The following is a 25,487-nucleotide window of genomic DNA, read 5'->3' as shown; positions in this document are numbered from 1 at the left end:
TAGGCGTCACCTTCTGCAACGGACCGCTTCGTGTTCGAGAACCTGACATCCCGACTGACCCGCGTGCTCGATTCGATTCGGGGCCAGGGCCGCCTGACCGAAGAGCAGATTTCCGCCGCTGCGCGCGAACTGCGCATGGCCCTGCTCGAAGCCGACGTCGCCCTGCCGGTCATCAAGGACTTCATCGACAAGGTCAAGGCGCGCGCGCTCGGCGTCGAGATCACCCAGTCGCTGACCCCGGGCCAGGCGTTTCTGCGCATCGTCCAGCAGGAGCTCACGACCACGCTCGGCGGTACCGCCGAGCCGATCAACCTGCGCGCCCAGCCGCCCGCGGTGATCCTGATGGCCGGCTTGCAGGGCTCGGGCAAGACCACCACCACCGGCAAGCTCGCGCGCAAGCTCAAGACCGAGGACAAGAAGAACGTCATCGTCGTCTCGGCGGACGTCTACCGTCCGGCTGCGATCGAGCAGCTGCGCATCGTCGCCGGCCAGGTCGGCGTCGAATGGTTCCCGTCGGCGGTCGGCGAGTCGCCCGTCGCGATCGCCACCGCGGCGCTCGCGCATGCGCGCAAGCAGTACGCCGACGTGCTGATCGTCGACACCGCCGGCCGCACGACCGTCGACCAGGAGATGATGGCCGAGATTGCCCAGCTGCACGCGGCGGTCAACCCGGTCGAAACCCTGTTCGTGGTCGACTCGATGACGGGCCAGGACGCCGCCAAGACCGCGCGCGCCTTCGCCGACGCGGTGCCGCTCACGGGCGTGGTGCTGACCAAGATCGACGGCGATTCGCGCGGTGGCGCGGCGCTGTCGGTGCGCCACGTCACCGGCAAGCCGATCAAGTTCCTCGGCGTCGGCGAGAAGAGCGACAAGCTCGAAGTCTTCCATCCCGATCGCATCGCCAACCGCATCATCGGCCAGGGCGACATGCTCTCGCTGATCGAAGAGACGGCGAAGAAGGTCGATGCCGAGAAGGCCGCCAAGCTCGCGCAGAAGCTCAAGAGCAAGAAGGGCTTCGATCTCGAGGACTTCCGCGAGCAGATGCTGCAGGTGCAGAACATGGGCAGCATCGAGTCGCTGATCGAGAAGCTGCCGGGCGGTGCGCAGATCCAGGCGCAGATGAAGAACGTCAATGCCGGCAAGGAAATGGGCAAGGTCGTCGCGATCATCAACTCGATGACCCCGCAGGAGCGCAAGTTCCCGGATCTGATCAAGGCCTCGCGCAAGCGCCGCATCGCGGCCGGCAGCGGCGTCGAGGTGCAGGAGGTCAACAAGCTGCTGCGCCAGTTCGACACCACGCGCGACATGATGAAGAAGGTCGCCAACGGTGGCATGGCCAAGCTCATGCGCGGGCTCGCCGGCCGCCTTCCGCCCGGGATGATGCCGCGCAGATGAGCCGAGGCGTCTCCGGTCTCCGCGGGTGGCGAGGCCTGGTGCTCGGGCTGGTGTTGACGCCCCTGGTCGCCAGTGCCGGTACCGTCCCGTACGTCGTGGGCATCGGCGATGTCGCCCCCGAGGCGGCCGGCATCGTTCTGCAGGGACCGGCCGGCATCAAGCTCAGCAGGCTCAAGGGAAAAGTCGTGCTGGTCGATTTCTGGGCGACCTGGTGCGGTCCCTGTAACGAATCGATGCCGGAGCTCAACGCGATGCGCAATGCTTTGCACCGCGAGGGCTACGTCGACGATTTCGAGGTGCTGTCGGTCGCCACCGATCCCGAAGTGGCGAAGCCGCGCGCTTTCCTGCAGCACGTGAAAGTGGATTTCCCGGTCGTCGCCGATCAGATCGGCATCGCGCCGCAGACCTACAAGCTCTGGCGCTTGCCGGCGACCTACCTGATCGACCGCAACGGGCGCGTACAGATGATCTACGCCGGTTACGGCAAGGGTTATACGGCCGAACTCAAGACGCGCGTTCTGGCATTGATCAAGCGAGCGAACTGAGCTGAGTGCCAACGCACGACTCAGGTGAGCAGTTGAACGGTTGCCGGAACGATGCCCACCAACGGCGCCCGCTACGTTGGGCCGAATCCGACAAGGGCATGCCGATGATGACGCTCCTGCCATGGGCCAGGCATGCGAGACCGGCTGGAAATCGGCCTGCCGCATCTGGGGGGTAATCCCGGACGGCGCCGTTCGGCAAGCTTGGCATGACCGACGGGCGGTCGTCACGCAGGTGTTTCATAAGCTTCACATTTACAAAGAAGTCGCTACAATACGCGCCCTTCAACGGCCCGCCTGGGTCGGTTGATCCGCATTCAATTGGTTTTTGGACTCACTGGATTAAGCATGGTCAAGATTCGTCTGGCTCGCGCCGGCGCCAAGAAGCGCCCGTTCTATCACGTGGTTGCGACCGAGAGCCGCAGCTCGCGCGACGGCCGTTTCATCGAACGTCTGGGCTACTACAACCCGAACGCCCGTGGCGGCGAGCAGAAGCTCGTGCTCGACTTGGCTCGCGTTGATCACTGGAGCAAGAGCGGCGCGCAGATTTCCGAGCGCGTGGCTTACCTCGTCAAGACCGCTCCGGCTCCGGCCGCGGCCTGAGTTCGGCTGTGGTTCGCCGGCTGACGCTGGGCCGCGTCGCCGGGGTTTTCGGGGTTCGCGGATGGGTGAAGCTGCATTCCTACACGCGCCCTATCGAAAACCTGCTGGATTACCCGCGTTGGACGTTGTCCCAGCACGGTAAGGAGTCCGAGGTGACCCTGCTCGAAGGGCAGGTGCAGAACAAAGGCCTGATCGCCCGGATCGGTGATGCCGAAGGCAAGCCGATCACCGATCGAGATGTCGCCGCCGCATTGATCGGCGCGGAGATTCTGGTGGATCGGGACGAAATGCCCGAGCCCGACGAAGGCGAGCATTACTGGGCCGATCTGGTCGGTTGCAAGGTGGTGAATGAAGACGGCGTCGAGCTCGGTATCGTCGACAGCCTGACCAGCAACGGCGCTCAGGACGTGCTGGTGTTGTCGCAAGGCGAAGTCGAGAGGCTGATTCCTTACGTCAAGGGGCCGATCATCAAGTCGGTCGACATGAGTGAACGCCTCATCGTTGCCGATTGGCAGCTGGATTATTGAGGGCTTCGATGAAGATCGAGGTTCTGACCTTGTTTCCGGAGCTGGTGGAACAGGTCGCCAGGTTTGGGATGCCGCGCGTTGCAGTCGAACGTGGGGCGATGCAGTTGAGTACGCGGCAGTTGCGCGACTACAGCGGAAATCGCTGGAGACGCGTCGACGAGCGAACCTTCGGTGGTGGTCCGGGCATGGTGATCCAGGCCGAGCCGCTGACCCAGGCGATCGAAGCGGCGAGAGCCGCTATCAATGATCAGCAGGGGCCTGCGAAGGTCGTGAGTCTGTCGCCGCAGGGCGAGCGCTTCGACCAGCGATGGGCGGAACGCTTGAGCGCAGAGCCGGGGCTGATCCTGATCTGCGGGCGCTACGAGGGCATCGACGAGCGGGTCGCACCGCAGATCGACCTCGAGCTGTCGGTGGGTGATTTCGTGCTCTCCGGTGGTGAACTGCCCGCGATGCTGATCGTTGACAGCATTGCGCGCTTGTTGCCCGGCGTGCTGGGGCATGAAGGATCGGCGGCCAGTGACTCGTTCTCGAACGGCTTGCTGGATCACCCGCACTATTCGCGGCCGGAAGTCTGGCGCGGCGAATCAGTGCCGGAAGTGTTGATGAGCGGTGACCACGCGGCGATTCGCCGCTGGCGCCTCAAGCAGGGGTTGGAGCGGACGCTGTTGCGGCGCCCCGACCTGTTGAATGAACTGAAGTTGGATGCGGAACAGCTCAAACTGCTCCGTGAGATCGTCATAGAGCAGTTGCACGAGCAGGACGGAGCACACAGATGAGCATGAGCAAGATCATTGCGGCGATCGACGCCGAGCAGATGAACAAGAAGATCCCCGAGTTCAATCCCGGTGATACGGTCGAGGTCAAGGTCAAGGTCAAGGAAGGCGACCGCGAGCGTCTGCAGGCCTATGAAGGCGTGGTGATCGCCAAGCGTTCGCGCGGCATCAACTCCGCGTTCACGGTCCGCAAGGTCGCCCATGGCGAAGGCGTGGAGCGCGTGTTCCAGACCTACAGCCCGCAGGTGGCCGAAATCATCGTGAAGCGTCGCGGCGACGTCGCCCGTGCGAAGCTGTACTACCTGCGCAACCTGCAGGGCCGTGCTGCTCGCATCAAGGAAAAGCTGGCCTAAAAGCCGGCGGTTCCCGCACTGAAGTCATGAAGCCCGCCCGGGTTCCCGGCGCGGGCTTTTTGCGTTGCGTACGTTTAGGCCGGTTTGGCATCCCTCGGATGCGGCCGTCTTGAAGTCGTGCATTCGATCCCCAGTAGAAGGGGCGAACACAATCCCCGAGGAGGCCCCGCTGTCATGACTGCCGAACGTCACGAGTTCCAGACCGAAACGCGCTCGTTGCTGCGCCTGATGATTCACTCGCTGTACTCGAACAAGGAAATCTTCCTCAGAGAGCTCATCAGCAATGCCAGCGACGCCTGCGACAAGCTGCGCTTCGCGGCGATCCAGCAGCCGGACCTGATCGACGGTGAGCTGTTCGTCGAGCTGCAGGCCGACAAGTTCGCCGGCACGCTGACGATTCGCGACAACGGCATCGGCATGTCGCGCGATGAGGTGCTCGACAATCTCGGCACCATCGCCCGCTCGGGCACCAAGAAATTCATGGAATCGCTGTCGGGCGACCAGGCCAAGGATGCACAGCTGATCGGCCAGTTCGGCGTGGGCTTCTACTCGGCATTTCTGGTTGCCGACAAGGTCACGGTCAAGACCAGGCGCGCCGATGGTGAAGCGACGGTTTGGGAGTCGACGGGCGAGGGCGACTACACGCTCGAAGCAGGCGACAAGACCGAGCGCGGCACCGAAGTGATCCTGCACTTGCGCGATGACGAGAAGGAATTTCTCGAAGCGCATCGCCTGCAGGACATCGTTCGCAAGTATTCCGATCACATCGGCCTGCCGATCAAGCTGCGCCCGGCCGAAGGCGAGCCGGAGGCGATCAACCAGGCACGCGCGCTGTGGACGCGGCCCAAGTCCGAGATCGGCGAGGACGACTACAAGAGCTTCTACGAGCACCTGACGCACGACTTCGAAGCGCCGCTGGCCTGGGCGCATCACAAGGTCGAAGGCAACCTCGAATATACCTCGCTGCTTTACATCCCGGCGCGCGCTCCGTTCGATCTGTGGGATCGCGATCAGCAGCGCGGCGTCAAGCTCTACGTGAAGCGCGTCTTCATCATGGATCGCGCGGCGGAGTTGTTGCCGCCCTATCTGCGCTTCGTGCGCGGCCTGGTCGACACGGCCGATCTGCCGCTCAACGTCTCGCGCGAGATCCTGCAGGGCAATCGCACGGTCGACAAGATTCGCTCCGCGCTGGTCAAGCGCGTGCTCGATCTGCTCGACGATCTGGCGGCCAACAGGCCCGACGATTACGCCAGGTTCTACGAGCAGTTCGGCAAGGTGCTCAAGGAAGGCATCATCGATGACCACGCCAATCGCGAGCGCATCGCCAAGCTGCTGCGCTTCAACTCGACCACGGCGCTGGACAAGCCCAGCGTGGGCCTCGAGGACTACATTGCGCGCATGCCCGAGACGCAGGAAAAGATCCTGTATCTCACGGGCGAGTCGCTCGGCGCGATCCGCAACAGCCCGCATCTCGAGGGCTTTCGCAAGGCCGGCTTCGAAGTGCTGCTGCTGGCCGACCGTATCGACGAGTGGGTCGTCGGCAATCTGACCGAATATCAGGACAAGAAGCTCGAATCGGCCGCGCGTGGCAATGTCGAAGCGGCCGGCAAGATCGACACTGCGGATCAGGCCAAGCAAGAGGCCGAGTTCAAGGAGGTGCTCGCCAAATTGCCTGAGGCGCTCGGCCATCGCATCGCCAGCGCGCGCGTGTCGGCTCGACTGACCGAATCGCCGTCCTGCCTTGTCGCGCCCGAGCACGGCATGTCGCGCCAGTTGCTCGAAATCCTCAAGCAGGCCGGCCAGGATGCGCCGGACATCAAACCGATTCTCGAGCTCAACGCCGAGCATCCGCTCGTCGCCAGGCTCAAGGACGCACTCAGCGACGAGGTGGGTTTTGCCGATCTGGCCGAAGTGCTGCATGGCCAGGCAGTGCTCGCCGAAGGCGGTCAGCTCGACGATCCGGCCGGCTTCGTCAAACGTCTCAACAAGCTGATTCTCGGCCAGGGCGGCGGTCGCATCCTGCTGGGTTGATTGGCTTGGCCTGAAACTGAAAACGGGCGCTGCATGCGCCCGTTTTTTTATCGCAGCGGGGCTTCGATTGGCTTATCGCGTATCGGCAGCTTTCATGGTGACGGGCGCGCCGGCGCATTCCCCAGGCCGCAGGACATGGCGAGCTGGGCCAGTTCTATATCGTTGCTCACCTGCAGCTTGCGCTTGATCTGGTAGTGCAGGTTCTGCACGGTCTTGGTACTCAAATGCAGCGCCTGGGCGATGCGTTCCACGCTGTGCAGGTCCACCATCAGCAGCAACACGTCGAATTCGCGCGGCGTCAGTTCTTCGAGTGGCGAGCGTCCACCGCATACGCTGGCAAGGGCCAGCGCCTGCGCGATATCCGGGCTCAACACCTGGCGCCCGCCCATCACGTCACCGATGGCGCGCAGCAGCACGTCGGGCGTGCTGTTCTTGGTGACGTAGCCCCAGGCTCCCGAGCGCAGCGCCGCGAGCGCGAAGTCCGGCGATACATGCATGCTGAACACCAGTACGCGCGCCGAAGGTTCTATCAGCAGCACGCGCCGGATGGCATCCAGGCCGCTGGCGCCCGGCATGGTGATGTCGGTGATGAACAGGTCGGGACGGTGCTCGCGATACAGGCGATAGGCTTCGTCCGCATGATCGGCTTCGGCGACCACGCTGACTTTTCCGTGGCGTTCCAGCAGATGCCGGTAGCCGGCACGGACCACCGCGTGATCGTCCGCCAGCAGGACGCGCCAGGGTTGCGGGGTTCCGGGGCCGCTCATGCCGGGTTCCCGGCGGGCAGGCGGGCGCAGACGTCGAATCGTGACGCCGTCGCCTCGATCTCCAGGCAACCGCCGAGCGAGCGCAGGCGTTCTTCCAGCAGCTGCAGGCCCATGCCGCTGCCACGGCTGACGATTCGGTCGCCAGGGACATCGTTGCTGACACGGGCTTCCACGCCACGGGGACCGCAGTGCAGCGCGATCTCGGCGCGCTGGCTGTCGCCCGCATGGCGCGCGATGTTGCTCAGGCATTCCTGCATCACCCGGTACAGGCAAAGCGCCTGTTCGCCGCCAATGCCCGCCAGATCATGGCCGGCAGTGGCCAAGTGCAGCTGCGGACGCCCGCGCAGACGCGCGCGCCAGCCGGTGACGAGATCGTTGAGCGCCGAGACCAGTCCCTGCTGTTCGAACAGCGGCGGCCGGACGCGCAGCAGCAGGCTGCGCAGGGCCACCTGGGTCTGCTCCACCGTCTGATCGATTTCTTCCAGATCGTTTTCGTCCATGGCCTCGCCGTCGCCGATGCGCATGCGCAGCAGCGCGACCGCCACCGCGGTAGCGGCGACGGACTGGCCGACTTCCTCGTGCAGTGCGTGGGTCAGTTCGCGGCGCTCGTCCTCCTGGATGCGGATCAGTTTGGAGGTGAGCTGGTCGCGCAGGTCCGAGGCCTGCTTCAACCGCAGTGCCAGCTGCCGTACGCCGTCGGAAATGTCGCGGAACTCGCGAACCTGATAGCGCGGCAGCTGCTCCGGCGCGGGCACGCCGCTACCGGCGAGGCGATCCAGTGCCGCGACGATCTGGCGGGTCGGGCTCAGCGCGTGGCCGATCATCCAGAACACCAGCGCGTCCAATGCGATGATGGTGAGTGCTGCCAGGCCGGAGAGCTTGCGCACGGTGTTCCACTCGGCGTCGAACAGGCGCTGCGGGTCCGGCGTGAAGCGTGCGGTGCCGGCGGTCTGGCCCCAAAGCCGTACCGGCCGTTCGAGCGTGGGCGCGACCGGGATCAGCCCGGCAAGCCAGCGCGGCAGGCGGTGATGCGCGCGGGTGGCCGGCTCGGTTTCGCAGCCATGTTCGTCTTCGCGCCCGTTCATCGCGACATAGCGGATGCACAAGGGCTCCGGCATGGCGGCGGCGATGCGCGAAAGCTCCGGGGAACGCTCGCCGGCCGCCGCGGCGGTCATCTGCCAGGCCAGGTCGAGCTCCATGTGCTGTGCCAGTCGGTCCGCGCGCTGCTCGAGTTCGCTGCGGGTGCGGCTCGCGGCACTGGCGATCACGGCGAGGCTGACCGCGGCCCAGCACAGCAGCCCGAGCAACGTCATGCGTATCAGTAGATGCCACTTCAGGCTCATGTCTGCTTCCTCTTATGCAGCGATCCCGCTCGCCCGGCGCCATTGTTTCATGTGATGTCGCGTCCGCCGCGACATCGGTTTCACGCGGGCAAATTGCCCGGCATGCGGGAGTCAGTTTTCGGTAGCGGCCTTCGGGCGGCGATCACTATCGTGCCGACACCAAGACAAGACGGAGGAGCGGGCGATGACATTCGTTTCAGGAGGAAGGCACGGCCGGTTGCGGGCAGTTTGGCTGGCGGTTTGGCTGGCGGTCGCTGCGGGTTCGGCGCAGGCGGCGGTGCCCTTGAGCAAGACCACGGTCGAGGCATTCGATACCCAGTTCAGGCAGGCCGTCGCGCCGCTGGCGGGCAAATCCGTGCGTGATGCGAAAGTGCTGCAACTGAGCGCCGACGTCGATGGCTGGCTCGACACCGGAATGGCCCTCGACGCGGGCGACCGCGTCACGATCGTCGTCGGCGGCACGGTATGGCTGTCGCGTGCCTACCAGCTCGGCCTGGATCAGCCGCTGGTGGCCTGGGCGCGTATCGGTGCGCGGGGACCGGTTTTCCACGGAACGCGCCATACCGATACGTTCACCGCCGATCGTGGTGGCACACTGCAACTCAAGACTTTCCCGACGCGCTGGCTGAGCCGCGACGGACGTTACCTGCCGCAGCCCCAGCCCTTCAACGCCGATGGCGGCGGAACCGTCAGCGTGGGGCTGATCCGCTGGGCACGGCAGGCCGATCCGGTGCAGGCACTGGCCACGCTGGATGCGGCTTCGGCGCCCTGGGTGCAGGCCGAGCGGGAACGCCTGGCGCATCCGCCCACCGTGCCGGCGGGCTGGTCCTACCTGTGGGAGCTGGGTCCGGCGGAAATCTTCCACGAGCGTTCGGCCAACGGTGACGGCGGCCCGCGCAGACGCATGGACGTACACACGCAAGCGGACGTCGCCATCCTTCAGCGTCCCACGGACCAGGCGCTGACGGACGATCTCAAGCTGTCCTGGCGCTGGAAGGTCGACATGCTGCCCGGGCTTGCCGCGGAAGACACGGCCGCCACGCACGACTACCTGAGCATCGCGGTGGAGTTCGACAACGGTCGCGATCTCACCTATCTGTGGAGCCGTAAATTGCCGGCGGGAACCCACTTCGCCTGTCCGCTCGAGGCCTGGGCGGATCGCGAGACCCACATCGTGGCGCGCAGCGGCGAAGCCGAACTCGGCCGCTGGCTCAGTGAGGAACGCTCGCTGCTGAAGGACTATGCCAAGGCCGTCGGCGGTCCTCCGCCCAAGCGTGTGGTTCGCGTCTGGCTCATCGCCAACAGCGTGTTCGGCCGTGGAGAGGGCAAGGCGGAATTCGGCGACATTCGCCTGGCCACGCCCAGTCACACGGCGACGGTATGGTGAGGTCCGGGCGCAGCCTGGCTATCGGGCGACTTTAGCCGTCGTCGAACGGCGGCAGCATCCTGAAGGGTGTTGCCGCAGTCTCGCGCTTCGGGGTTTCGTTTTAGGGGATTACGCGAACCGCATTGACGAAGCGCTTCTCCCACCACGGATCGCCGACGCTCGCGACGATCACGGTGCGTCCGGTTGCCGGTGCATGCACCGCCTCGCCGTTGCCGAGATAAATGGCGACGTGATCGACGTTTCCGCCGCTGCGGCCGAATCGGTAGAACAGCAGATCGCCCGGCTGGGCCTGGCTGATCTTGATGGTCCTGCCGGCGTCGTGCTGCTCGCGCGTCGAACGCGGCAGGCTCACGCCGGCCTGTGCGTAGACGTAGCGCGTGAGCCCGCTGCAGTCGAAGCCGTCCGGCGTGGTTCCGCCGTAGCGATATGGCCGCCCGATCTGTCCCGTGGCTTCGAACACGATGGTTTGCCGCGTGTCGCTGATCTGCGCCGGAATGTCGCCCCCGAAGCCCGCGCAGCCCGCCAGCAGCATCGTCAGTGCGATGCAGAGCCAGATGCATCCGGTCTTCTGCATCAAGCCGGCGGTGCGGTGAGCAGCATCGACGGGCGCTGAGCGAAGTTCGCGTACCAGGCGGCGAGCGCATCGCGACCGGTTCTCCACTCGATGTAGGGCAGGCGAAAGTCGATATACGCCAGCGCGACGCCGATGCTCACTTCGACCGTGCTCGGCGCTTCGGTCTCGAACGTCGAAGTCTGTTGCTCGAGCAGATCGAGAGCGCGGCTGATCAGTGCGGCCTGGCGATCGAGCGAAGCCATGTAGACGATGCTCTCGGGCCGGCGTTTTTCCATCACCGTGGCCACGCTCGCATCCATGATGCCGTCAGCCGTGACCTGGCAGCGCAACGCCGCCCAGCGCTTGCTTCCACGCGGCAGGCCCGTGAGCCCGCGGCCGCGCGTGAGCAGGTATTCGGCGATCAGCGCCGAATCGGGCAGCACTTCATTGCGCTCGGTGACGAGCACCGGAATCTTCGACAAGGGATTGACGGCCAGCAGCTCCTCGGGCGAGGAGTGCGGGTCGACGTGAATCTCTTCGATCAGGTCGGAGAGCCCAAGCTCTGCTGCGATGACCCGGACCTTGCGCGCATACGGCGACGTCGGGCTGCAGTAGAGCTTCATCTTCATGCGCTAAGTCCGATAGGCGAAAGCCGAAGGCTGACCGGCGCGCGCATTTTTGACAAGCCTTCTTTTGGGCGTAGCGCGGATGGCTTGTTTCGCGCGCAAAGGAAAACGCCCCGGAAATCCGGGGCGTCTAGGGTGCCGTGCGGCGGCTTACTTGACGTCGAGCTTGTCGAGGTAACGCTCGGCATCGAGCGCGGCCTGGCAGCCGGTTCCGGCGCTCGTGATGGCCTGGCGGTAGATGTGGTCCATGACGTCGCCTGCCGCGAACACGCCCGCCACGCTCGTCGCGGTCGCATCGCCTTCGCTGCCGCTGTGAACCTTGATGTAGCCGCCGTTCATGCTCAGCTGGCCTTCGAAGATGCCGGTGTTCGGCGAATGGCCGATGGCGATGAACACGCCGCTCAGCGCCACGTCTCGCGTCTCGTTGTTCTGCACGTTGCGCACGCGCATGCCGGTGACGCCGGAGCTGTCGCCGAGCACTTCGTCGAGCGTCGAGTTCCAGATGATCTCGACCTTGCCCTCTTCGACGCGCTTGTTGAGCTTGTCGTGCAAGATTTTTTCGCCCTTGAACTTGTCGCGACGGTGCACGACCGTGACTTTCCTGGCGATGTTGGCGAGGTAGAGCGCCTCTTCGACCGCGGTGTTGCCGCCGCCGATCACGGCCACGTCCTGATTCTTGTAGAAGAAGCCGTCGCAGGTCGCGCAGGCGCTCACGCCCTTGCCGCGGAATTCCTGCTCCGACGGAATGCCGAGATACTTGGCGCTCGCGCCGGTGGCGATGATCAGCGCATCGGCCGTGTACTCGCCGGCGTCGCCGCGCAGCTTCAGCGGCTTGCTCGCCAGGTCGACCTCATGAATGTGGTCGTAGATGAACTGGGTATCGAAGCGCTCGGCATGCTTCTGCATGCGCGCCATCAGGTCCGGGCCGAGCAGGCCTTCGACGTCGCCGGGCCAGTTGTCGACCTCCGTGGTGGTCATGAGCTGGCCGCCCTGTTCCAGGCCGGTGATCAGCGCGGGTTTGAGGTTGGCGCGAGCGGCGTAGACGGCGGCCGTATAACCGGCCGGACCGGACCCGAGAATGATCAGGCGATGATGCTGGCTCATCTTTTTTGCCTTTCTTTGTTCGATTGTTGAGTGTTGCGGAATGTGGGGGCTTGGAGCGCGAACGCAATGGGCGCGGCGGCCGCAAATACGGTTACTGTTGCGAGCGGACGGTCTTGCCGCCGGATCGACCCGCATTCTAGTCGCTGCCGCCCGGGGGCGAGGTGTTTTCGGCCTCCGCGGACGACCACGAGTTTCTCGAACAGCAAGACATAGGATTGGCCATGAATCTGTTGCGCAAGACTTCCTCGCTCGCCGCCATCGCCGGCGTCGTCCTGGGCCTGGCGTTCTCGTGGAGCGAGACCGCGGCCACGGCGAACTCGCAGAACCCGATCGCCGACCTCAAGCTGCCGCCCGGATTCTCGATCGAGGTCTGGATCGACGAGGTGCCCAATGCGCGCACGCTGGCGCTCGGCGACAAGGGCACCCTGTTCGTCGGCTCCCGCGAGGCCGGCAAGCTCTATGCGCTGAGCGACACCGACGGCGACGGCCGGCCCGATCGCAGGATCGTGCTCGCCGAGGGCCTCAACCGGCCGACCGGCCTGGCGTTCCGCAATGGCGATCTGTACGTGGCCGAGATCGACAAGCTCTGGAAGCTGCCGGGTATCGAATCCAGGCTCGATCAGCCGCCCAAACCGGTGATGATCCGCGCCGACCTGCCCGACAAGACGCACCACGGCTGGCGCTTCATCGACTTCGGGCCCGACGGCAAGCTCTATCTGGCGATCGGCGCTCCGTGCAATGTCTGCAAGCCCGAGGCGTTCATGGCCGGGCCGGACAAGCTCGAATTCGCCTCGATCACGCGCATGGACGCGGACGGACGCAACTGGGAGGTGGTGGCTCGCGGAGTGCGCAATTCGGTCGGCTTCGGCTGGCATCCGAAGACCCGGCAGCTCTGGTTCACCGACAACGGTCGCGACATGCTCGGCGACGACACCCCGTCCTGCGAGCTCAATAAAGTCGGCAAGACCGGCGAGGATTTCGGCTTCCCGTACTGTCACGCGGGCGCGGTGTCCGATCCGGATTTCGGCAAGGATCGCAGCTGCTCGGCCGCGACCGCGCCGGTGGCGCTGCTCGGGCCGCACGTCGCGCCACTCGGGCTGGAGTTCTACACGGGCACGCAGTTTCCGGCGCAATACCGCGGCGATGTCTTCGTCGCCCTGCATGGCTCGTGGAACCGCAGCCAGAAGAACGGCTATCGCGTGCAGCGCGTGCACCTGGACGGCGATCGCGTGGTGAGCCAGGAGCCGTTCGTCGAGGGCTGGCTGCAGGTCCAGAACGGAAGCGAGTCCGTCAGCGGTCGCCCGGCGGACGTGCTGCAGACCCCGGATGGCTCGCTGCTGATCTCCGACGACCTCGGCAACCGCATCTGGCGGGTGCGCTACACCGGCAAGTGAAGCGGGGTGCCACTGCGCTCGCGCTGGGGTGGAAAAGATTGATTTGAAAGGAGCGGCGCTCGACTCGATAATACGCGCCCTCATTTTCCGCCCCGGGTTATCACCCAGAGCGCAGCCAGTTCACCCACCACCCACCCAAGGCCGTGAAAACCAACTTCCCACGCATTCAGCGTCTGCCGCCCTATGTCTTCAATATCGTTGGAGAACTGAAGGCCGCAGCCCGAGCTCGTGGCGAGGACATCATCGATTTCTCGATGGGTAATCCGGACCAGCCGACGCCCAAGCACATCGTCGACAAGCTGGTGGAAGCTTCGGTGCGCGGCACCGACAGCGACTACGTGCGTCCCGAGCTCATCGACGAGGACGGCACGCACACGCATCGCTATTCGCTGTCCAAGGGCGTTCCGCGCCTGCGCCGGGCGATGGCGCGCTGGTACAAGACGCGTTACGACGTCGATCTGAACCCGGATTCCGAGGTCATCGCGACGATCGGCTCCAAGGAGGGCCTCGCGCACCTGGCCTTCGCCACGCTGGCCCAGGGCGACGTCGTACTGGTGCCGAATCCGGCGTATCCGATCCACCCGTACGGCGTCGTGCTCGCCGGTGCCGATGTGCGCCACGTGCGCTTCACGCCCGAAGTCGATTTCTTCGAAGAACTCGAGCGCGCGGTCAAGGAAACCTGGCCGGCGCCGAAGATGCTGATCCTGAATTTCCCGGGCAACCCGACCGCCCAGTGCGTCGACCTGGCCTTCTTCGAGAAGGCCGTGGCGTTCTGCCGCGAGCATGAAATCTGGCTCGTGCACGACCTCGCGTACGCCGACATCGTGTTCGACGGCTACAAGGCGCCGTCGGTGATGCAGGTGCCGGGTGCCAAGGACGTGGCCGTGGAGTTCTTCACGCTGTCCAAGAGCTACAACATGCCGGGCTGGCGCGTCGGCTTCATGGTCGGCAACCCGACGCTCGTCAATGCACTGGCCCGCATCAAGAGCTACCTCGACTACGGCATGTTCACGCCGATCCAGGTCGCCGCGATCGCCGCGCTCGAAGGCCCGCAGGATTGCGTCGCCGAGATCTGCGAGATGTACCGCAAGCGCCGCGACGTGCTCTGCGATGCGCTCAACGCGGCGGGCTGGCAGGTCGAGCGCCCGAAGGCGACGATGTTCGTCTGGGCCAAGATTCCGGAGGCTTTCCGCCATCTCGGCTCGATCGAATTCTCCAAGCTGCTGCTGAGCGAAGCCAAGGTCGCGGTTTCGCCGGGCATCGGCTTCGGCGAGTACGGCGACGACCACGTGCGCTTCGCGCTGATCGAGAACGAGCACCGCACGCGCCAGGCCGTGCGCGGCATTCGCAAACTGTTGCAGAAGGGCGCGCCGGCTCCGGCGCCCGCCGCTGAACCTGTCGTGGAGAAAGCTTCGTGAGCGTTGCGCCGCTGCGTGTCGGTCTGCTGGGTCTGGGCACGGTCGGGCAGGGCGTCATTCGCGTCCTGCAGCGCAACGCCGATGAAATCACGCGTCGCGTCGGTCGCCCGGTCGTCGTCACGCACGCTTCGGCCCGCGATACCAGCAAGGCGCGCGAGGTCTCGCTCGAAGGCATCACGATCCTCACCGATCCGATGGACATCGCGGCCAAGGCCGATGTCGATGTGGTCGTCGAACTGATCGGCGGCACCACGTATGCGCGCGACCTCGTGCTCGCCGCGATCGCGCGCGGCAAGCCGGTGGTCACCGCCAACAAGGCGCTGCTCGCGCTCGAAGGCAACGCGGTGTTCAGCGCCGCGCGCGAAAAAGGCGTGCTGGTGGGCTTCGAAGCCGCGGTGGCCGGCGGCATTCCGGTCATCAAGGCCATACGCGAAGGCCTTGCCGGCAATCGCATCGAAGCGCTCGCCGGCATCATCAACGGCACCTGCAACTACATCCTCACGCAGATGACCGAGAAGGGTCAGGCCTTCGCCGATGCGCTCGCCGATGCGCAGCGCCTCGGCTACGCCGAAGCCGATCCGACCTTCGACGTCGAAGGCGTCGACGCCGCGCACAAGCTGACGATCCTCGCGAGCATCGCCTTCGGCATGCCGCTGAATTTCGATGCGGTGGCGGTCGAGGGCATCACCAAGGTGACGCCGCAGGACATCAAGATCGCGCAGGCGCTGGGCTATCGCATCAAGCATCTGGGCATCGCCAAGCGCACCGACAGCGGCGCGGAGCTGCGCGTGCATGCGACGCTGATTCCGGAAGACAAGCTCATCGCCAAGGTCGACGGCGTGCTCAACACCGTGCTGCTGCAGGGCGATGCGGTCGGCCAGATGGGGCTTTACGGCCGTGGCGCGGGAGGCGATGCGACGGCTTCGGCCGTGGTCGCCGATCTCGTCGACGTGGCGCGCTCGATCGGCGCCGAAGCCAGGCACCTCGTGCCGGCGCTGGCCTTCCAGCCCGATGCCGTGCGTGCGCTGCCGGTGCTGCCGCTGGACCAGGTTGCGAGCGCGCATTACCTGCGCATCAACGTCGCCGATGAAACCGGCGTGCTCAAGGCCATCACCGCCATCCTCGCCGAACTCGACATCAGCATCGAAGCGATCCTGCAGAAGGAGCCGCGCGGTGGTGAAGACGCAACGGTGGCCGTCATCACCTCGGTGATTCCGGAATCGCGCTTCAACCAGGCCGTCGCGCGCGTGCGCAGCCTGCCGTTCGTGCGCGAGGACGTTTCGCGTTTTCGCGTCGAGCATTTTTGAACTTCCTGTTCAAGCCGAGGCCATCCATGGCCTCGTTTTTCAAAACAAGCAGTCTGCTAGTAGAACTCCCATGACCCGCACCATCACCCGCTACAGCGGCCTCGTCGAACACTACCGTGCCCGCCTTCCGCTGACCGCCGACACGCGCGCGATCAGCCTCGCCGAAGGGCGTACGCCACTGATCAAGCTCGAGAACCTGGCCAGGGAAATCGGCTTCGAGGGCGAGCTGTACGTGAAGTTCGAGGGCCTGAATCCCACCGGCTCGTTCAAGGACCGCGGCATGACCGTGGCGGTGACGCAGGCCGTGCACGAGGGCGCCCGCGCCATCATCTGCGCCTCCACCGGCAACACCTCGGCGGCCGCGGCGGCCTATGCCGCGCGCGCCGGCATCACCGCGTTCGTGCTGATCCCGGAAGGCAAGATCGCGCTCGGCAAGCTCGCCCAGGCCGTCGTCCACGGCGCGGTGGTCGTGCAGATTCGCGGCAACTTCGACGACGGCATGCGCCTGGTCAAGGAAGTGGCCGAAACCTCGCCGGTGGCCATTGTCAACTCGATCAACCCGTTCCGCCTGCAGGGCCAGAAGACCGCCGCCTTCGAGATCGTCGAAGCGCTCGGCCGCGCGCCGGACTACCACTGCATCCCGGTCGGCAACGCCGGCAACATCTCGGCGCACTGGATCGGCTATTCCGAAGTCTCCGGCTTCGAGACCGCCGCCAATGTGCTGACCGCCGAGCTGCGCGGCTACGACCGCAGCAAGCTCGTCGACAACCGTCCGAAGATGGTCGGCTATCAGGCCGCGGGCAGCGCCCCGTTCATGCGCGGCGGGCCGGTACGCGATCCGGAAACCGTGGCCACCGCGATCCGCATCGGCGATCCGCAGTCCTGGGATCTGGCCTGGGCGGTGCAGAAGGAGTCGGGCGGCTGGTTCGACGAATGCGCCGACGCTGACATCCTCGCGGTCCAGCGCCGCCTGGCCGAGCTCGACGGCGTGTTCTGCGAGCCGGCCTCGGCGACCTCGCTGTGCGGCGCGATCCGCGACATCAAGGCCGGCAGGATCGCGCCGGGCTCGACTGTGGTCTGCACGCTCACCGGCAACGGCCTCAAGGACCCGGACATCATCGTCAAGGGCGGCCTCCAGGGCGTGGTCGAAGTGCCGGCCGAACGCTCGGCCGTCGAAAAGGCCCTGCTCGCCCGCCTGGGCTGAACGGCTCCGCTGCTCTGATCCCACGGCCGCCGATCCTTCGACGGACTCGCTTCGATGTCGAATCGCACAGCCCCTTCGGCAGCCGCCGAAGGGCAGGGCTTCGGCGTTGCTGTCTACGCCCGTGTGAGCCGGATTCGCGACGGTGACCTCGGTTTGAGTTCAACACGGTGTAAAATGCGTCTTCGCTGCAAGTCGGACGCGTGATGATCTGGGTGGATTACGGCATCCTGGCGGTGTTGCTGGTATCGGTCATCGTCGGGCTGGTGCGTGGCTTCGCCCGCGAGGTTCTCGGGCTCGCGACCTGGGTACTCGCGTTCTGGCTCGCGCTGAGCTTCGCCGCCCCGTTCGGGCACTGGCTCGAAGCCTTCATCAGTGTTCCGTCCGTCCGCAAGATCACCGCCTACGCATTGCTGTTCCTCGGCGGGCTGCTGGCCGGCGGCATCGTCACCGCCCTGATCGTGCGGGTGATGCGCAGCAACGACGGCATTTCCTCGATCGATCGCACGCTCGGCGGCGGCTTCGGCCTGCTGCGCGGCGGGCTCCTCGTCGGCGCCTTCATCCTGATCGGAGGGCTGACCCCGCTCAAGCAGGATCCCTGGTGGTCGCAATCGACGCTGATGCCGCGCTTCGCGTGGCTCGCCGATGGCCTGCAGACCCTGATTCCGGAGCGCTGGATTCTGCAGATTCAGTCCACAGATTCAGAACTGCCCGCCGGCTTGCCGGACGAGCAGACGGACGGTTCGCGCGAGGGCGCGCCCGTCTCCGGTACGACATCCCTTTAGGTTTATCCCCGAGGTCATCATGTGCGGCATCGTCGGCATCTACGGCCACAACAGCGTCAATCAGGAACTCTATGACGCCCTGACCATGCTCCAGCATCGCGGTCAGGATGCGGCGGGCATCATCACCAACGAAGGCTCGCGCCTGCACCTGCGTAAGGAAAACGGCCTGGTGCGCGACGTCTTCAGCAAAGATGAGCACATGATGCGGCTGCGCGGACCGGTGGGCATCGGCCACGTGCGCTATCCCACCGCAGGCGCGAGCAGCTCCGCCGAGGCGCAGCCGTTCTACACCAACATGCCGTTCGGCATTTCGTTGTCGCACAACGGCAACCTGACCAACGCCGAAGAGCTCAAGCAGGAGCTGTTCGCCGAGGACCGTCGTCACCTCAACACCGAATCCGACTCCGAAGTGCTGCTCAACGTGTTCGCGCACGAGCTGCTCGTGCAGAGCCGCATGAAGCTCACCGCCGAGGACATCTTCGCCGCCGTGTCGGGCGTGCATCGTCGCTGCCGCGGCGCGTATGCGGTAGTCGCAATGATCAGCGGCTACGGCCTGGTCGGCTTCCGCGATCCCTTCGGCATCCGTCCGGTCTGCTACGGCTCGCGCGACACGCCCAACGGCAAGGAATACATGATCGCGTCCGAGTCGGTCGCGCTCGATGCGCTCGGCTACGACTTCCTCGACGACATCGCGCCGGGCGAGGCGATCTACATCGACATGGAAGGCAAGCTGCATCGCCGCCAGTGCTCGCACAACCCCATCTATTCGCCGTGCATTTTCGAGTACGTGTATCTCGCACGTCCGGACTCGGTGATCGACGACATTTACGTCTACAAAGCGCGCCTGCGCATGGGCATCAAGCTCGCCGAGAAGATCCTGCGCGAGTGGCCCGAGCACGATATCGACGTGGTGATCCCGATTCCGGACACCTCGCGCGTGGCCGGTGCCGAAGTGGCCGCGCGCCTCGGTGTGAATTACCGCGAAGGCTTCATCAAGAACCGCTACATCGGCCGCACCTTCATCATGCCGGGCCAGGCCGCGCGCAAGAAGGGCGTGCGCCAGAAGCTCAATCCGGTCGACGTCGAGTTCCGCGGCAAGAACGTGCTGCTCGTCGACGACTCGATCGTGCGCGGCACGACCTCGCAGGAAATCATCCAGATGGCGCGCGATGCGGGCGCCAAGAAAGTCTATTTCGCCTCGGCTTCGCCGCCCGTTCGTTACCCGAATGTCTACGGCATCGACATGCCGACCGCGAGTGAACTGGTCGCGCACGGGCGCACCCTGCCGGAGCTCGAAAAGCTGCTCGGTGCCGATCGTTTGATCTTCCAGGATCTGAACGATCTCATCGACGCGGTGCGCCACAAGCATTCGCAGATCGAGCGCTTCGACTGCTCGGTGTTCACGGGCGAATACATCACCCAGGACATCAGCGCCGAATACCTGTCGCAGCTGGAACTGTTCCGTTCCGACGCGGCCAAGCTCAAGCGCTCGCGCGGTCCGCAGTCGGTGATAGAGCTGCAGAACGCGGGCGTCGGCTAGGAAGCACTGTCCAGGCTACTGCGCTCGGCCTCTCGGGCGCGGGCGGTGCTCGGAATCCTCACGTACTACTCGCACGCTCCGGTTCCTGCGCTCCATCCTCACCCGACCTGCCGTCGCTCGCTACGCCTGGACAGCACTTCCCTGGAGCGTAGTGAAGCCGTTGCGACCTAAGTTTGGGCGGCCTAGACTTCACCCTCGCGCCGATTTGAACCTGCTTGCGGGCGCAGCGATCGAAGTTCGAGAGAGCTTCATCGCGAATAAATTCGGCTAAACGGACAGCAGGCCCGTTTTGCTTTTTTGAGCAGCGGGCACTGCGGTGCCCATGCGAAGAGAACCGCCATGAGCATCGACGATCAGGACCCCATCGACTCCATCGATCCCAGTGAAAGCTGGGGCTTCGGCACGCTCGGCATTCGCCACGCGGAGTTGCGTAGTCCCGAGATGGAACATTCGCCGGCCATCTATCCGACGTCGAGCTACGTTTATCGCAGCGCCGCCGAAGCGGCGGCGACGTTCCTCGGCCAGCGCGAAGGCAACGTCTACAGCCGCTTCACGAATCCGACCGTACAGGCCTTCGAAAAGCGGCTTGCACGCATGGAAGGCGGCGAAGCCTGCGTCGCCACCGCGAGTGGCATGGCGGCGATTCTCACGCTGGTGCTGACCATGCTCAAGGCGGGCGATCATTTGCTCGCGTCCAAGGGTCTATTCGGCTCGACAATCAATCTGTTCAACAACTACATCGCCAAGCTCGGTATCGAGATCGGCTATGCGACGCCGAGCGACATTGAGTCCTGGCGCGCCGGTTTCAAGCCGAACACCAAGCTGGTCTTCGTCGAAACGCCATCGAATCCGCTGACCGAGCTCGTCGATATCGAAGCGCTCGCGACGCTCGCGCACGAGCATGGCGCCGCGCTCGCGGTCGACAACTGCTTTCTGACGCCGGTGTTCCAGCAACCGCTCAAGCTCGGTGCCGATTACGTCGTGCATTCGGCGACCAAGTTCATCGACGGGCAGGGACGTTGCCTCGGTGGCGCGATCGTGGGCGATGCACAACGCGTGGGCAAGGATGTTTACGGTTTCATGCGTACGGCGGGGCCCTGCCTTTCGCCGTTCAACGCCTGGGTTTTCCTGAAAGGCCTCGAGACTCTGTCGGTGCGCATGAAGGCGCACGAACAGAGTGCGTGCCAGCTGGCTCAATGGCTCAGCCAGCAGCCGATCGTGTCCCGTGTCCTGCATCCTTCGCTCGCATCGCATCCGCAACATGAACTTGCAAAGCGCCAGCAACGTGGCTTTGGTTCGATCGTGTCGTTCGAAGTCAGAGGCGGGCGCCAAGCGGCGTGGAGCGTGATCGACGCAACGCGGCTTTGCTCGATCACGGGCAATCTCGGCGATGCGCGAACCACGATCACGCATCCTGCGACCACCACGCATGGACGCATCAGCGAACAGCAACGTACAGAAGCGGGGATTACCGAAGGTTTGATCCGTATCTCGGTAGGTCTCGAAGACATCGAAGACCTCATTGCCGATCTGCGGCGGGCTTTTTCGCGCGCCGAAGGCGGATAAGAGAAGTCTCATTGTCCTTGCAAAAGGATTTGTGCATCGGATATTGCGTACCCGCGATCCGCTGTCGCCCTTCGAGCGTATGCGAAACATTGAAAAACTTGCGCGGAAGCGGCCGGATGCGTTATCCAGTGGGTGTTTTTTAGCGCAAGCCATCGCTCCCGTGTAAGCTTGCGCACCGCTACGCGGTTCCCCCCCCCAAGAATTTGATACCCCGCTCTAATAAGGAGATTTCAATGGCCAGCACCAAGCAAGGCGACGACAAAGCCACCAAGAAGGCTGCTCCTCGTGGTGGCATTTCGCAGACCGTGACGCCGAGCGCCCAGCTCGCCGAGGTCGTCGGCTCCGCTCCGATCACTCGCGCTGACCTGACCAAGAAGGTTTGGGAATACATCAAGAAGCACAACCTGCAGGACGCCACCAACCGTCGCGCGATCAACGCCGATGCCAAGCTCAAGCCGATCTTCGGCGGCAAGGATCAGGTGACGATGTTCGAGATGACCAAACTGGTCAACCAGCACGTTTCCAAGTAAGCGTGGTGTCTTTGAAGCGGGCCGCAAGGTCCGCTTTTTTGTTGCCCGCCGTATGAAAAGTGAGCTCGAACCGACTCGCCGCGTGACCGATCGATGAACGATGTGCCATCCATCGAAACCCTCTGGCTTGCGCTGATCGAGCGCGAGCCCGAGGCCAAATGCGCGATGGTCGGCGCCATCGGCAAGCTCGATGCGGATATCGCGCATCAGCCGCGTCCGCAAACCTGGCAGCCGGGGCGTCCGCAAAGCCTGCAACTGGTTTCACCGCGCGAGGTACCCGTGCGCGGTTTGGGCAGCGATGCGGGGCGCGCAGCCCTGCTGCATGCGATCGCGCACATCGAGTTCAACGCGATCAACCTCGCGCTCGATGCCTGTCTGCGCTTCGCCGATATGCCGGCGCAGTACTACGAAGATTGGCTCAGCGTGGCCAAGGACGAGGCGCGTCATTTCACGATGCTGGCCGAACGGCTCGCCACGTTCGGTCATCGTTATGGCGATGTTCCGGCACACAACGGCCTTTGGGAGGCAGCCGAGAAAACCGCGTACGACGTGCTCGCGCGCATGGCGCTGGTTCCGCGCGTACTCGAAGCACGCGGGCTCGACGTGACACCGGGCATGATCCATCGGCTCACGGAAATGCGCGATGCGCAGACCGTCGCGATCCTGCGCGTGATCCTCGATGAGGAAGTGCGCCACGTCGCCATCGGCACGTATTGGTTCCGCTGGCTTTGCGCGCAGCGTTCGCTCGAACCCGATGCGACTTTCCGCAAGCTGCTCGCCGAATCCGATACGCGAATTCGCCCGCCCTTGAACTGGCCGGCGCGACAGGCGGCCGGCTTCAGCCGCAACGAACTGCCGCCCGAACTGCTCGCGGGGCTCTGAGGCGTTTCAGCTCGCTGCGATGTCGACGCGCTTCCAGCCTTCGCGCGTCACTTCGAGATACTCGCGGCTGTGTTCTCGCCAATCGGCGAGCACGATGCGTTCGCATGTGCGCCCGTCGATGAGTTCGTGATGCACGTCGGGCCTGTGCGTATGCCCGTGGATGATGCGATCGACACCGTGGCGCAGAAAGCAGGCGCTGACGGCCGTATCGTTGACGTCCATGATCGCCATGCTCTTGCGCGTCTTGGCGCTTTTGCTGCCGCGACGCAGACGATCGGCGATCGCACGCTTGAGGCCACCCGGAATGCGCATGAACAGCCATTGCACGACGCCATTGCGCGAGAAACGGCGCCAACGCTGATAGCCGATATCGTCGGTACACAGCAGATCGCCATGCGTGAGCAGCGTGCGACGGCCTTCGATCTCGACCACGCTCGGGTCGGCCAGCAGGCTTGCGCCGGAGGCCTGGGCGAAGCGCTCGCCGACGAGAAAGTCGCGATTGCCGTGCTGGAAGAACACGCGCACGCCCGCTTCCGACAGCGCGCGCAGCGCCGCGATCTCATCGCCGTAATGCGCCAAGCCATCTTCGTCACCGATCCAGGCTTCGAAGACATCGCCGAGCAGGTACACGGCCCGGGCCTTGCGCGCCGGGCCTTGCAGAAAACGCAGGAAGTCCTGCCGCAGCGTCGACGCGCTTGCCGGCAGATGCAGATCCGACAGCAGCAGCGTCGTCACCGTGACAGGACTTTCAACAGCGAAGACTTAAGCGAGCTTGGCCGACTTGATGACCACCGGCGTTACCGGAACGTCGCGGCCGAACGGACGGATCGCGCCGGTGGGCGTCTCGGCGATCTTGTCGACCACGTCGAGGCCTTCGGTCACATTGCCGAATACCGCGTAGCCCCAGCCGTCCTGGCCCGGGTAGTCGAGGAAATCGTTGTCGCCGTGGTTGATGAAGAACTGCGAGCTCGCCGAATGCGGATCGTTGGTGCGCGCCATCGCGATGCTGCCGCGCTTGTTCTTGAGGCCGTTCTTGGCTTCGTTCTCGATCGGCGCCTTGGTGCGCTTCTGCGCGTATTGCTCGTCGTAGCCGCCGCCCTGGATCATGAAGCCGCGAATCACGCGGTGGAACACCAGGCCGTCGAAGTGGCCGCTGTTCACGTAGTCGACGAAATTGGCGACGGTCTTCGGCGCCTTCTCGGCGTCGAGTTCGAGCGTGATGTTGCCGAGCGAGGTTTCGAGAAGAACCTTCACGGGCTGGGTCGAATCGGTCATTGTGGTGTGCTCTCTTCTAGCGGGTTTTGGGTGGCGGGTTTCAGTATCACCGCCTTGTTGATGAGGACGAGATTTTGAGGATCGCCTCTGGGGCTGCGCATGATCTTGCCAACGGTATCGAAGCCTTCGGTCACCTGGCCGAATACCGCATAGCCCCAGCCGTCGTGGCTGGGATAATCGAACTCGGGATTGTCGCGCAGATTGATGAAGAACTCGGTGGTGGCCGAGTTCGGATCCTCGGCACGTGCCATTGCAACGCTGCCGGCCACATTATGCAAACCGTTCTTTGATTCGTTCGAAATGGCCGCTTTCCACGGGCGCCGCTTCATGTTGGCGTCGAAGCCGCCGCCCTGGATCAGGTAGCCCGGAACGACGCGGTGAAACACCATGCCGTTGTAATAGCCGCTCTTGACGTAGCCGAGGAAGTTGGCAACCGTCTTGGGCGCCTTCGAAGCATCGAGCGTGAAGACGATGTCGCCCATCGTCGTCTCGAGCTTCACGCGTGGATATTCGGTCGCGAGCGCGTCACCGCAGGCGAAAAGGCTCAGCAGCGCCGACAGGCACAGCCTGCGGACAAGGCGGCTCATCAGGCGGCCTCCGCATTGCGCCGCGGATTCGCGAGCCCGATCGCTTGCTGAAGGACGCGCAGGCCGGCTCCGGGCTTGTGTGCGTGTTCGGACAGATGGCGGCGGAAAGCACGTCCGCCGTTCTGGCCGCGATAGAGCCCCAGGATATGGCGAGTGATGCGGTTGAGCGCGGTGCCGCGGTCGAGCTCGCGCTGCACGTAGGGCAGATAAGCGTTCATGATCTCTTCGCGTGTCGGTATGTCGCCGTCGGTTTCGAACAGCTCGCGATCGAGCCCGGCGAGCGCATAAGGGTTTTCGTAAGCCTCGCGACCGAGCATCACGCCATCGACGTATCGCAGGTGCTGGCGGCACTGATCGAGCGTGCGGATGCCGCCGTTGATCAGCACGGTCAGCTGCGGAAACTCCTGCTTGAGCCGGTAGACGTGCTCGTAGGTCAGCGGCGGGATCTCGCGGTTCTCGCGCGGAGACAAGCCCTGCAGCCAGGCCTTGCGCGCATGCACGATGAAGGTCGTGCAGCCGGCTGCGGCGACGGTTTCGACGAAGCCGCGCATGAAGGCGTAATCCTCGCTGTCATCGATACCGACGCGATGCTTGACCGTCACCGGCAGGTCGGTCGCGGAGCGCATCGCGCGTACGCAATCGGCGACACGATCGGCCTCGCGCATCAGGCAGGCGCCGAAGCGGCCTTCCTGGACGCGATCGGACGGACAGCCGCAATTGAGATTGACCTCGTCGTACTGCCACTGCTCGGCGAGTGCGGCACAGCGGGCGAGCGCGTCGGGCTCCGAACCGCCGAGCTGCAGCGCGAGCGGATGTTCGCTCGCGTCGAAGCGCAGGTGGCGCTCGACATCGCCATGCAGCAGCGCGCCGGTGGTGACCATTTCGGTGTAGAGCAGCGCATGTGGGGCGAGCAGGCGATGGAATGACCGGCAATGCGTGTCGGTCCAGTCCATCATCGGCGCGACCGAGAGCCGATGGGCCGGACGAGACACGGCCTC

Annotated in this window: 26 protein-coding genes and 1 other RNA gene; 18 read left to right on the top strand and 9 right to left on the bottom strand. The window is 64.6% G+C overall.

Annotation, left to right across the window (positions count from 1 at the left end; genetic code table 11):
- Positions 1-30: 30 nt before the first annotated feature.
- The 7 genes from ffh (at position 31) to htpG (ending at position 6,224) form a co-directional block, all read left to right on the top strand.
- On the top strand, positions 31-1,395 hold the full coding sequence (gene ffh, locus WQQ_RS21650) for a signal recognition particle protein (protein ID WP_007187415.1): 1,365 nt from the start codon (positions 31-33) through the stop codon (positions 1,393-1,395).
- 50 nt (positions 1,396-1,445) lie between these two features.
- Entirely contained in the window at positions 1,446-1,940 is a 495-nt protein-coding gene (locus WQQ_RS21645) for a TlpA family protein disulfide reductase (RefSeq protein WP_157534834.1), read from the top strand.
- 345 nt (positions 1,941-2,285) lie between these two features.
- Complete coding sequence (gene rpsP, locus WQQ_RS21640) at positions 2,286-2,540, top strand: 30S ribosomal protein S16 (RefSeq protein WP_007187413.1); 255 nt, start codon at positions 2,286-2,288, stop codon at positions 2,538-2,540.
- 8 nt (positions 2,541-2,548) lie between these two features.
- Positions 2,549-3,067, top strand: a complete 519-nt coding sequence (gene rimM, locus WQQ_RS21635) for a ribosome maturation factor RimM (protein ID WP_050997803.1) — start codon at positions 2,549-2,551, stop codon at positions 3,065-3,067.
- Between the two features lie 8 nt (positions 3,068-3,075).
- Positions 3,076-3,843, top strand: coding sequence for a tRNA (guanosine(37)-N1)-methyltransferase TrmD (trmD, locus tag WQQ_RS21630; protein ID WP_007187411.1), 768 nt, complete (start codon positions 3,076-3,078; stop codon positions 3,841-3,843).
- 2 nt (positions 3,844-3,845) lie between these two features.
- Positions 3,846-4,193 carry a 50S ribosomal protein L19 gene (gene rplS, locus WQQ_RS21625; protein ID WP_040455298.1) on the top strand — a complete coding sequence of 116 codons (348 nt, stop codon included), beginning with the start codon at positions 3,846-3,848 and terminating at the stop codon, positions 4,191-4,193.
- Positions 4,194-4,367: 174 nt separating this feature from the next.
- On the top strand, positions 4,368-6,224 hold the full coding sequence (gene htpG, locus WQQ_RS21620) for a molecular chaperone HtpG (protein ID WP_007187409.1): 1,857 nt from the start codon (positions 4,368-4,370) through the stop codon (positions 6,222-6,224).
- A gap of 92 nt (positions 6,225-6,316) precedes the next feature.
- Here htpG and WQQ_RS21615 read toward each other — a convergent pair whose 3' ends face one another.
- Together WQQ_RS21615 and WQQ_RS21610 are read right to left on the bottom strand one after the other, a co-directional pair.
- Entirely contained in the window at positions 6,317-6,991 is a 675-nt protein-coding gene (locus WQQ_RS21615) for a response regulator (RefSeq protein WP_007187407.1), read from the bottom strand.
- Complete coding sequence (locus WQQ_RS21610) at positions 6,988-8,334, bottom strand: sensor histidine kinase (RefSeq protein ID WP_007187406.1); 1,347 nt, start codon at positions 8,332-8,334, stop codon at positions 6,988-6,990. The genes WQQ_RS21615 and WQQ_RS21610 overlap by 4 nt, the downstream gene beginning before the upstream one ends.
- Positions 8,335-8,611: 277 nt before the next feature.
- Between WQQ_RS21610 and WQQ_RS21605 the strand changes: the two genes are divergently transcribed.
- A complete protein-coding gene (locus WQQ_RS21605; protein WP_366490380.1) occupies positions 8,612-9,721 on the top strand; it encodes a DUF3047 domain-containing protein in 1,110 nt (369 codons plus the stop codon).
- Between the two features lie 100 nt (positions 9,722-9,821).
- On the opposite strand, the gene WQQ_RS21600 is transcribed toward WQQ_RS21605, so the two are convergent.
- From WQQ_RS21600 to trxB, 3 genes are all read right to left on the bottom strand, one after another.
- Positions 9,822-10,295, bottom strand: coding sequence for a C40 family peptidase (locus WQQ_RS21600; protein WP_007187404.1), 474 nt, complete (start codon positions 10,293-10,295; stop codon positions 9,822-9,824).
- Positions 10,295-10,903, bottom strand: a complete 609-nt coding sequence (locus WQQ_RS21595) for a glutathione S-transferase N-terminal domain-containing protein (protein WP_007187403.1) — start codon at positions 10,901-10,903, stop codon at positions 10,295-10,297. Before WQQ_RS21595 ends, WQQ_RS21600 begins: the two co-directional genes overlap by 1 nt.
- Before the next feature lie 147 nt (positions 10,904-11,050).
- On the bottom strand, positions 11,051-12,004 hold the full coding sequence (gene trxB, locus WQQ_RS21590; protein WP_007187402.1) for a thioredoxin-disulfide reductase: 954 nt from the start codon (positions 12,002-12,004) through the stop codon (positions 11,051-11,053).
- Positions 12,005-12,225: 221 nt separating this feature from the next.
- On the opposite strand from trxB, the gene WQQ_RS21585 reads away from it, so the two are divergent.
- The 10 genes from WQQ_RS21585 (at position 12,226) to WQQ_RS21545 (ending at position 22,627) form a co-directional block, all read left to right on the top strand.
- A complete protein-coding gene (locus WQQ_RS21585; protein ID WP_007187400.1) occupies positions 12,226-13,398 on the top strand; it encodes a PQQ-dependent sugar dehydrogenase in 1,173 nt (390 codons plus the stop codon).
- A gap of 143 nt (positions 13,399-13,541) precedes the next feature.
- Complete coding sequence (gene alaC, locus WQQ_RS21580; protein WP_007187399.1) at positions 13,542-14,816, top strand: alanine transaminase; 1,275 nt, start codon at positions 13,542-13,544, stop codon at positions 14,814-14,816.
- Complete coding sequence (locus WQQ_RS21575; protein WP_007187398.1) at positions 14,813-16,123, top strand: homoserine dehydrogenase; 1,311 nt, start codon at positions 14,813-14,815, stop codon at positions 16,121-16,123. Before alaC ends, WQQ_RS21575 begins: the two co-directional genes overlap by 4 nt.
- Before the next feature lie 70 nt (positions 16,124-16,193).
- Entirely contained in the window at positions 16,194-17,327 is a 1,134-nt protein-coding gene (gene thrC, locus WQQ_RS21570; RefSeq protein ID WP_007187397.1) for a threonine synthase, read from the top strand.
- Positions 17,328-17,530: 203 nt separating this feature from the next.
- Entirely contained in the window at positions 17,531-18,109 is a 579-nt protein-coding gene (locus WQQ_RS21565) for a CvpA family protein (protein WP_050997802.1), read from the top strand.
- 19 nt (positions 18,110-18,128) lie between these two features.
- Positions 18,129-19,649, top strand: a complete 1,521-nt coding sequence (purF, locus tag WQQ_RS21560) for an amidophosphoribosyltransferase (RefSeq protein ID WP_007187395.1) — start codon at positions 18,129-18,131, stop codon at positions 19,647-19,649.
- A gap of 60 nt (positions 19,650-19,709) precedes the next feature.
- Positions 19,710-19,785: non-coding RNA, sX9 sRNA (locus WQQ_RS23980), on the top strand.
- Between the two features lie 203 nt (positions 19,786-19,988).
- Positions 19,989-21,215: an O-succinylhomoserine sulfhydrylase gene (locus WQQ_RS21555; protein ID WP_007187394.1), complete on the top strand. Its 1,227-nt coding sequence runs from the start codon at positions 19,989-19,991 to the stop codon at positions 21,213-21,215.
- A gap of 233 nt (positions 21,216-21,448) precedes the next feature.
- Entirely contained in the window at positions 21,449-21,745 is a 297-nt protein-coding gene (locus WQQ_RS21550) for an SWIB/MDM2 domain-containing protein (protein WP_007187393.1), read from the top strand.
- 93 nt (positions 21,746-21,838) lie between these two features.
- A complete protein-coding gene (locus tag WQQ_RS21545; RefSeq protein ID WP_007187392.1) occupies positions 21,839-22,627 on the top strand; it encodes a ferritin-like domain-containing protein in 789 nt (262 codons plus the stop codon).
- A 6-nt stretch (positions 22,628-22,633) separates the two neighbouring features.
- On the opposite strand, the gene WQQ_RS21540 is transcribed toward WQQ_RS21545, so the two are convergent.
- From WQQ_RS21540 to dusA, 4 genes are read right to left on the bottom strand one after another with little or no spacing between them, the layout of a single operon-like run.
- Entirely contained in the window at positions 22,634-23,362 is a 729-nt protein-coding gene (locus WQQ_RS21540; protein ID WP_007187391.1) for a UDP-2,3-diacylglucosamine diphosphatase, read from the bottom strand.
- A gap of 27 nt (positions 23,363-23,389) precedes the next feature.
- Positions 23,390-23,902: a peptidylprolyl isomerase gene (locus WQQ_RS21535; RefSeq protein WP_007187390.1), complete on the bottom strand. Its 513-nt coding sequence runs from the start codon at positions 23,900-23,902 to the stop codon at positions 23,390-23,392.
- The gene (locus tag WQQ_RS21530; protein ID WP_007187389.1) at positions 23,899-24,489 is read right to left on the bottom strand and encodes a peptidylprolyl isomerase; all 591 of its coding nucleotides are present in this window, start codon (positions 24,487-24,489) and stop codon (positions 23,899-23,901) included. The genes WQQ_RS21535 and WQQ_RS21530 overlap by 4 nt, the downstream gene beginning before the upstream one ends.
- Entirely contained in the window at positions 24,489-25,481 is a 993-nt protein-coding gene (dusA, locus tag WQQ_RS21525; protein ID WP_040455539.1) for a tRNA dihydrouridine(20/20a) synthase DusA, read from the bottom strand. Before dusA ends, WQQ_RS21530 begins: the two co-directional genes overlap by 1 nt.
- Positions 25,482-25,487 lie beyond the last annotated feature (6 nt).

This window comes from Hydrocarboniphaga effusa AP103 (assembly GCF_000271305.1).
Taxonomy (GTDB): Bacteria; Pseudomonadota; Gammaproteobacteria; order Nevskiales; family Nevskiaceae; genus Hydrocarboniphaga; species Hydrocarboniphaga effusa.
This window is presented reverse-complemented; position numbering and strand designations above follow the sequence as displayed.

What these genes read in the sequence shown, in the direction of transcription:
- WQQ_RS21550 (WP_007187393.1), top strand. Translation starts at nt 21,449, where the DNA reads ATGGCCAGCACCAAGCAAGGCGACGACAAAGCCACCAAGAAGGCTGCT.
- thrC (WP_007187397.1), top strand. Translation starts at nt 16,194, where the DNA reads ATGACCCGCACCATCACCCGCTACAGCGGCCTCGTCGAACACTACCGT.
- WQQ_RS21600 (WP_007187404.1), bottom strand. Translation starts at nt 10,295, where the DNA reads ATGCAGAAGACCGGATGCATCTGGCTCTGCATCGCACTGACGATGCTG.
- WQQ_RS21615 (WP_007187407.1), bottom strand. Translation starts at nt 6,991, where the DNA reads ATGAGCGGCCCCGGAACCCCGCAACCCTGGCGCGTCCTGCTGGCGGAC.
- WQQ_RS21610 (WP_007187406.1), bottom strand. Translation starts at nt 8,334, where the DNA reads ATGAGCCTGAAGTGGCATCTACTGATACGCATGACGTTGCTCGGGCTG.
- WQQ_RS21545 (WP_007187392.1), top strand. Translation starts at nt 21,839, where the DNA reads ATGAACGATGTGCCATCCATCGAAACCCTCTGGCTTGCGCTGATCGAG.
- WQQ_RS21595 (WP_007187403.1), bottom strand. Translation starts at nt 10,903, where the DNA reads ATGAAGATGAAGCTCTACTGCAGCCCGACGTCGCCGTATGCGCGCAAG.
- WQQ_RS21565 (WP_050997802.1), top strand. Translation starts at nt 17,531, where the DNA reads ATGATCTGGGTGGATTACGGCATCCTGGCGGTGTTGCTGGTATCGGTC.
- trxB (WP_007187402.1), bottom strand. Translation starts at nt 12,004, where the DNA reads ATGAGCCAGCATCATCGCCTGATCATTCTCGGGTCCGGTCCGGCCGGT.
- WQQ_RS21535 (WP_007187390.1), bottom strand. Translation starts at nt 23,902, where the DNA reads ATGACCGATTCGACCCAGCCCGTGAAGGTTCTTCTCGAAACCTCGCTC.
- WQQ_RS21530 (WP_007187389.1), bottom strand. Translation starts at nt 24,489, where the DNA reads ATGAGCCGCCTTGTCCGCAGGCTGTGCCTGTCGGCGCTGCTGAGCCTT.
- htpG (WP_007187409.1), top strand. Translation starts at nt 4,368, where the DNA reads ATGACTGCCGAACGTCACGAGTTCCAGACCGAAACGCGCTCGTTGCTG.
- purF (WP_007187395.1), top strand. Translation starts at nt 18,129, where the DNA reads ATGTGCGGCATCGTCGGCATCTACGGCCACAACAGCGTCAATCAGGAA.
- WQQ_RS21555 (WP_007187394.1), top strand. Translation starts at nt 19,989, where the DNA reads ATGAGCATCGACGATCAGGACCCCATCGACTCCATCGATCCCAGTGAA.
- rplS (WP_040455298.1), top strand. Translation starts at nt 3,846, where the DNA reads ATGAGCAAGATCATTGCGGCGATCGACGCCGAGCAGATGAACAAGAAG.
- WQQ_RS21585 (WP_007187400.1), top strand. Translation starts at nt 12,226, where the DNA reads ATGAATCTGTTGCGCAAGACTTCCTCGCTCGCCGCCATCGCCGGCGTC.
- trmD (WP_007187411.1), top strand. Translation starts at nt 3,076, where the DNA reads ATGAAGATCGAGGTTCTGACCTTGTTTCCGGAGCTGGTGGAACAGGTC.
- rpsP (WP_007187413.1), top strand. Translation starts at nt 2,286, where the DNA reads ATGGTCAAGATTCGTCTGGCTCGCGCCGGCGCCAAGAAGCGCCCGTTC.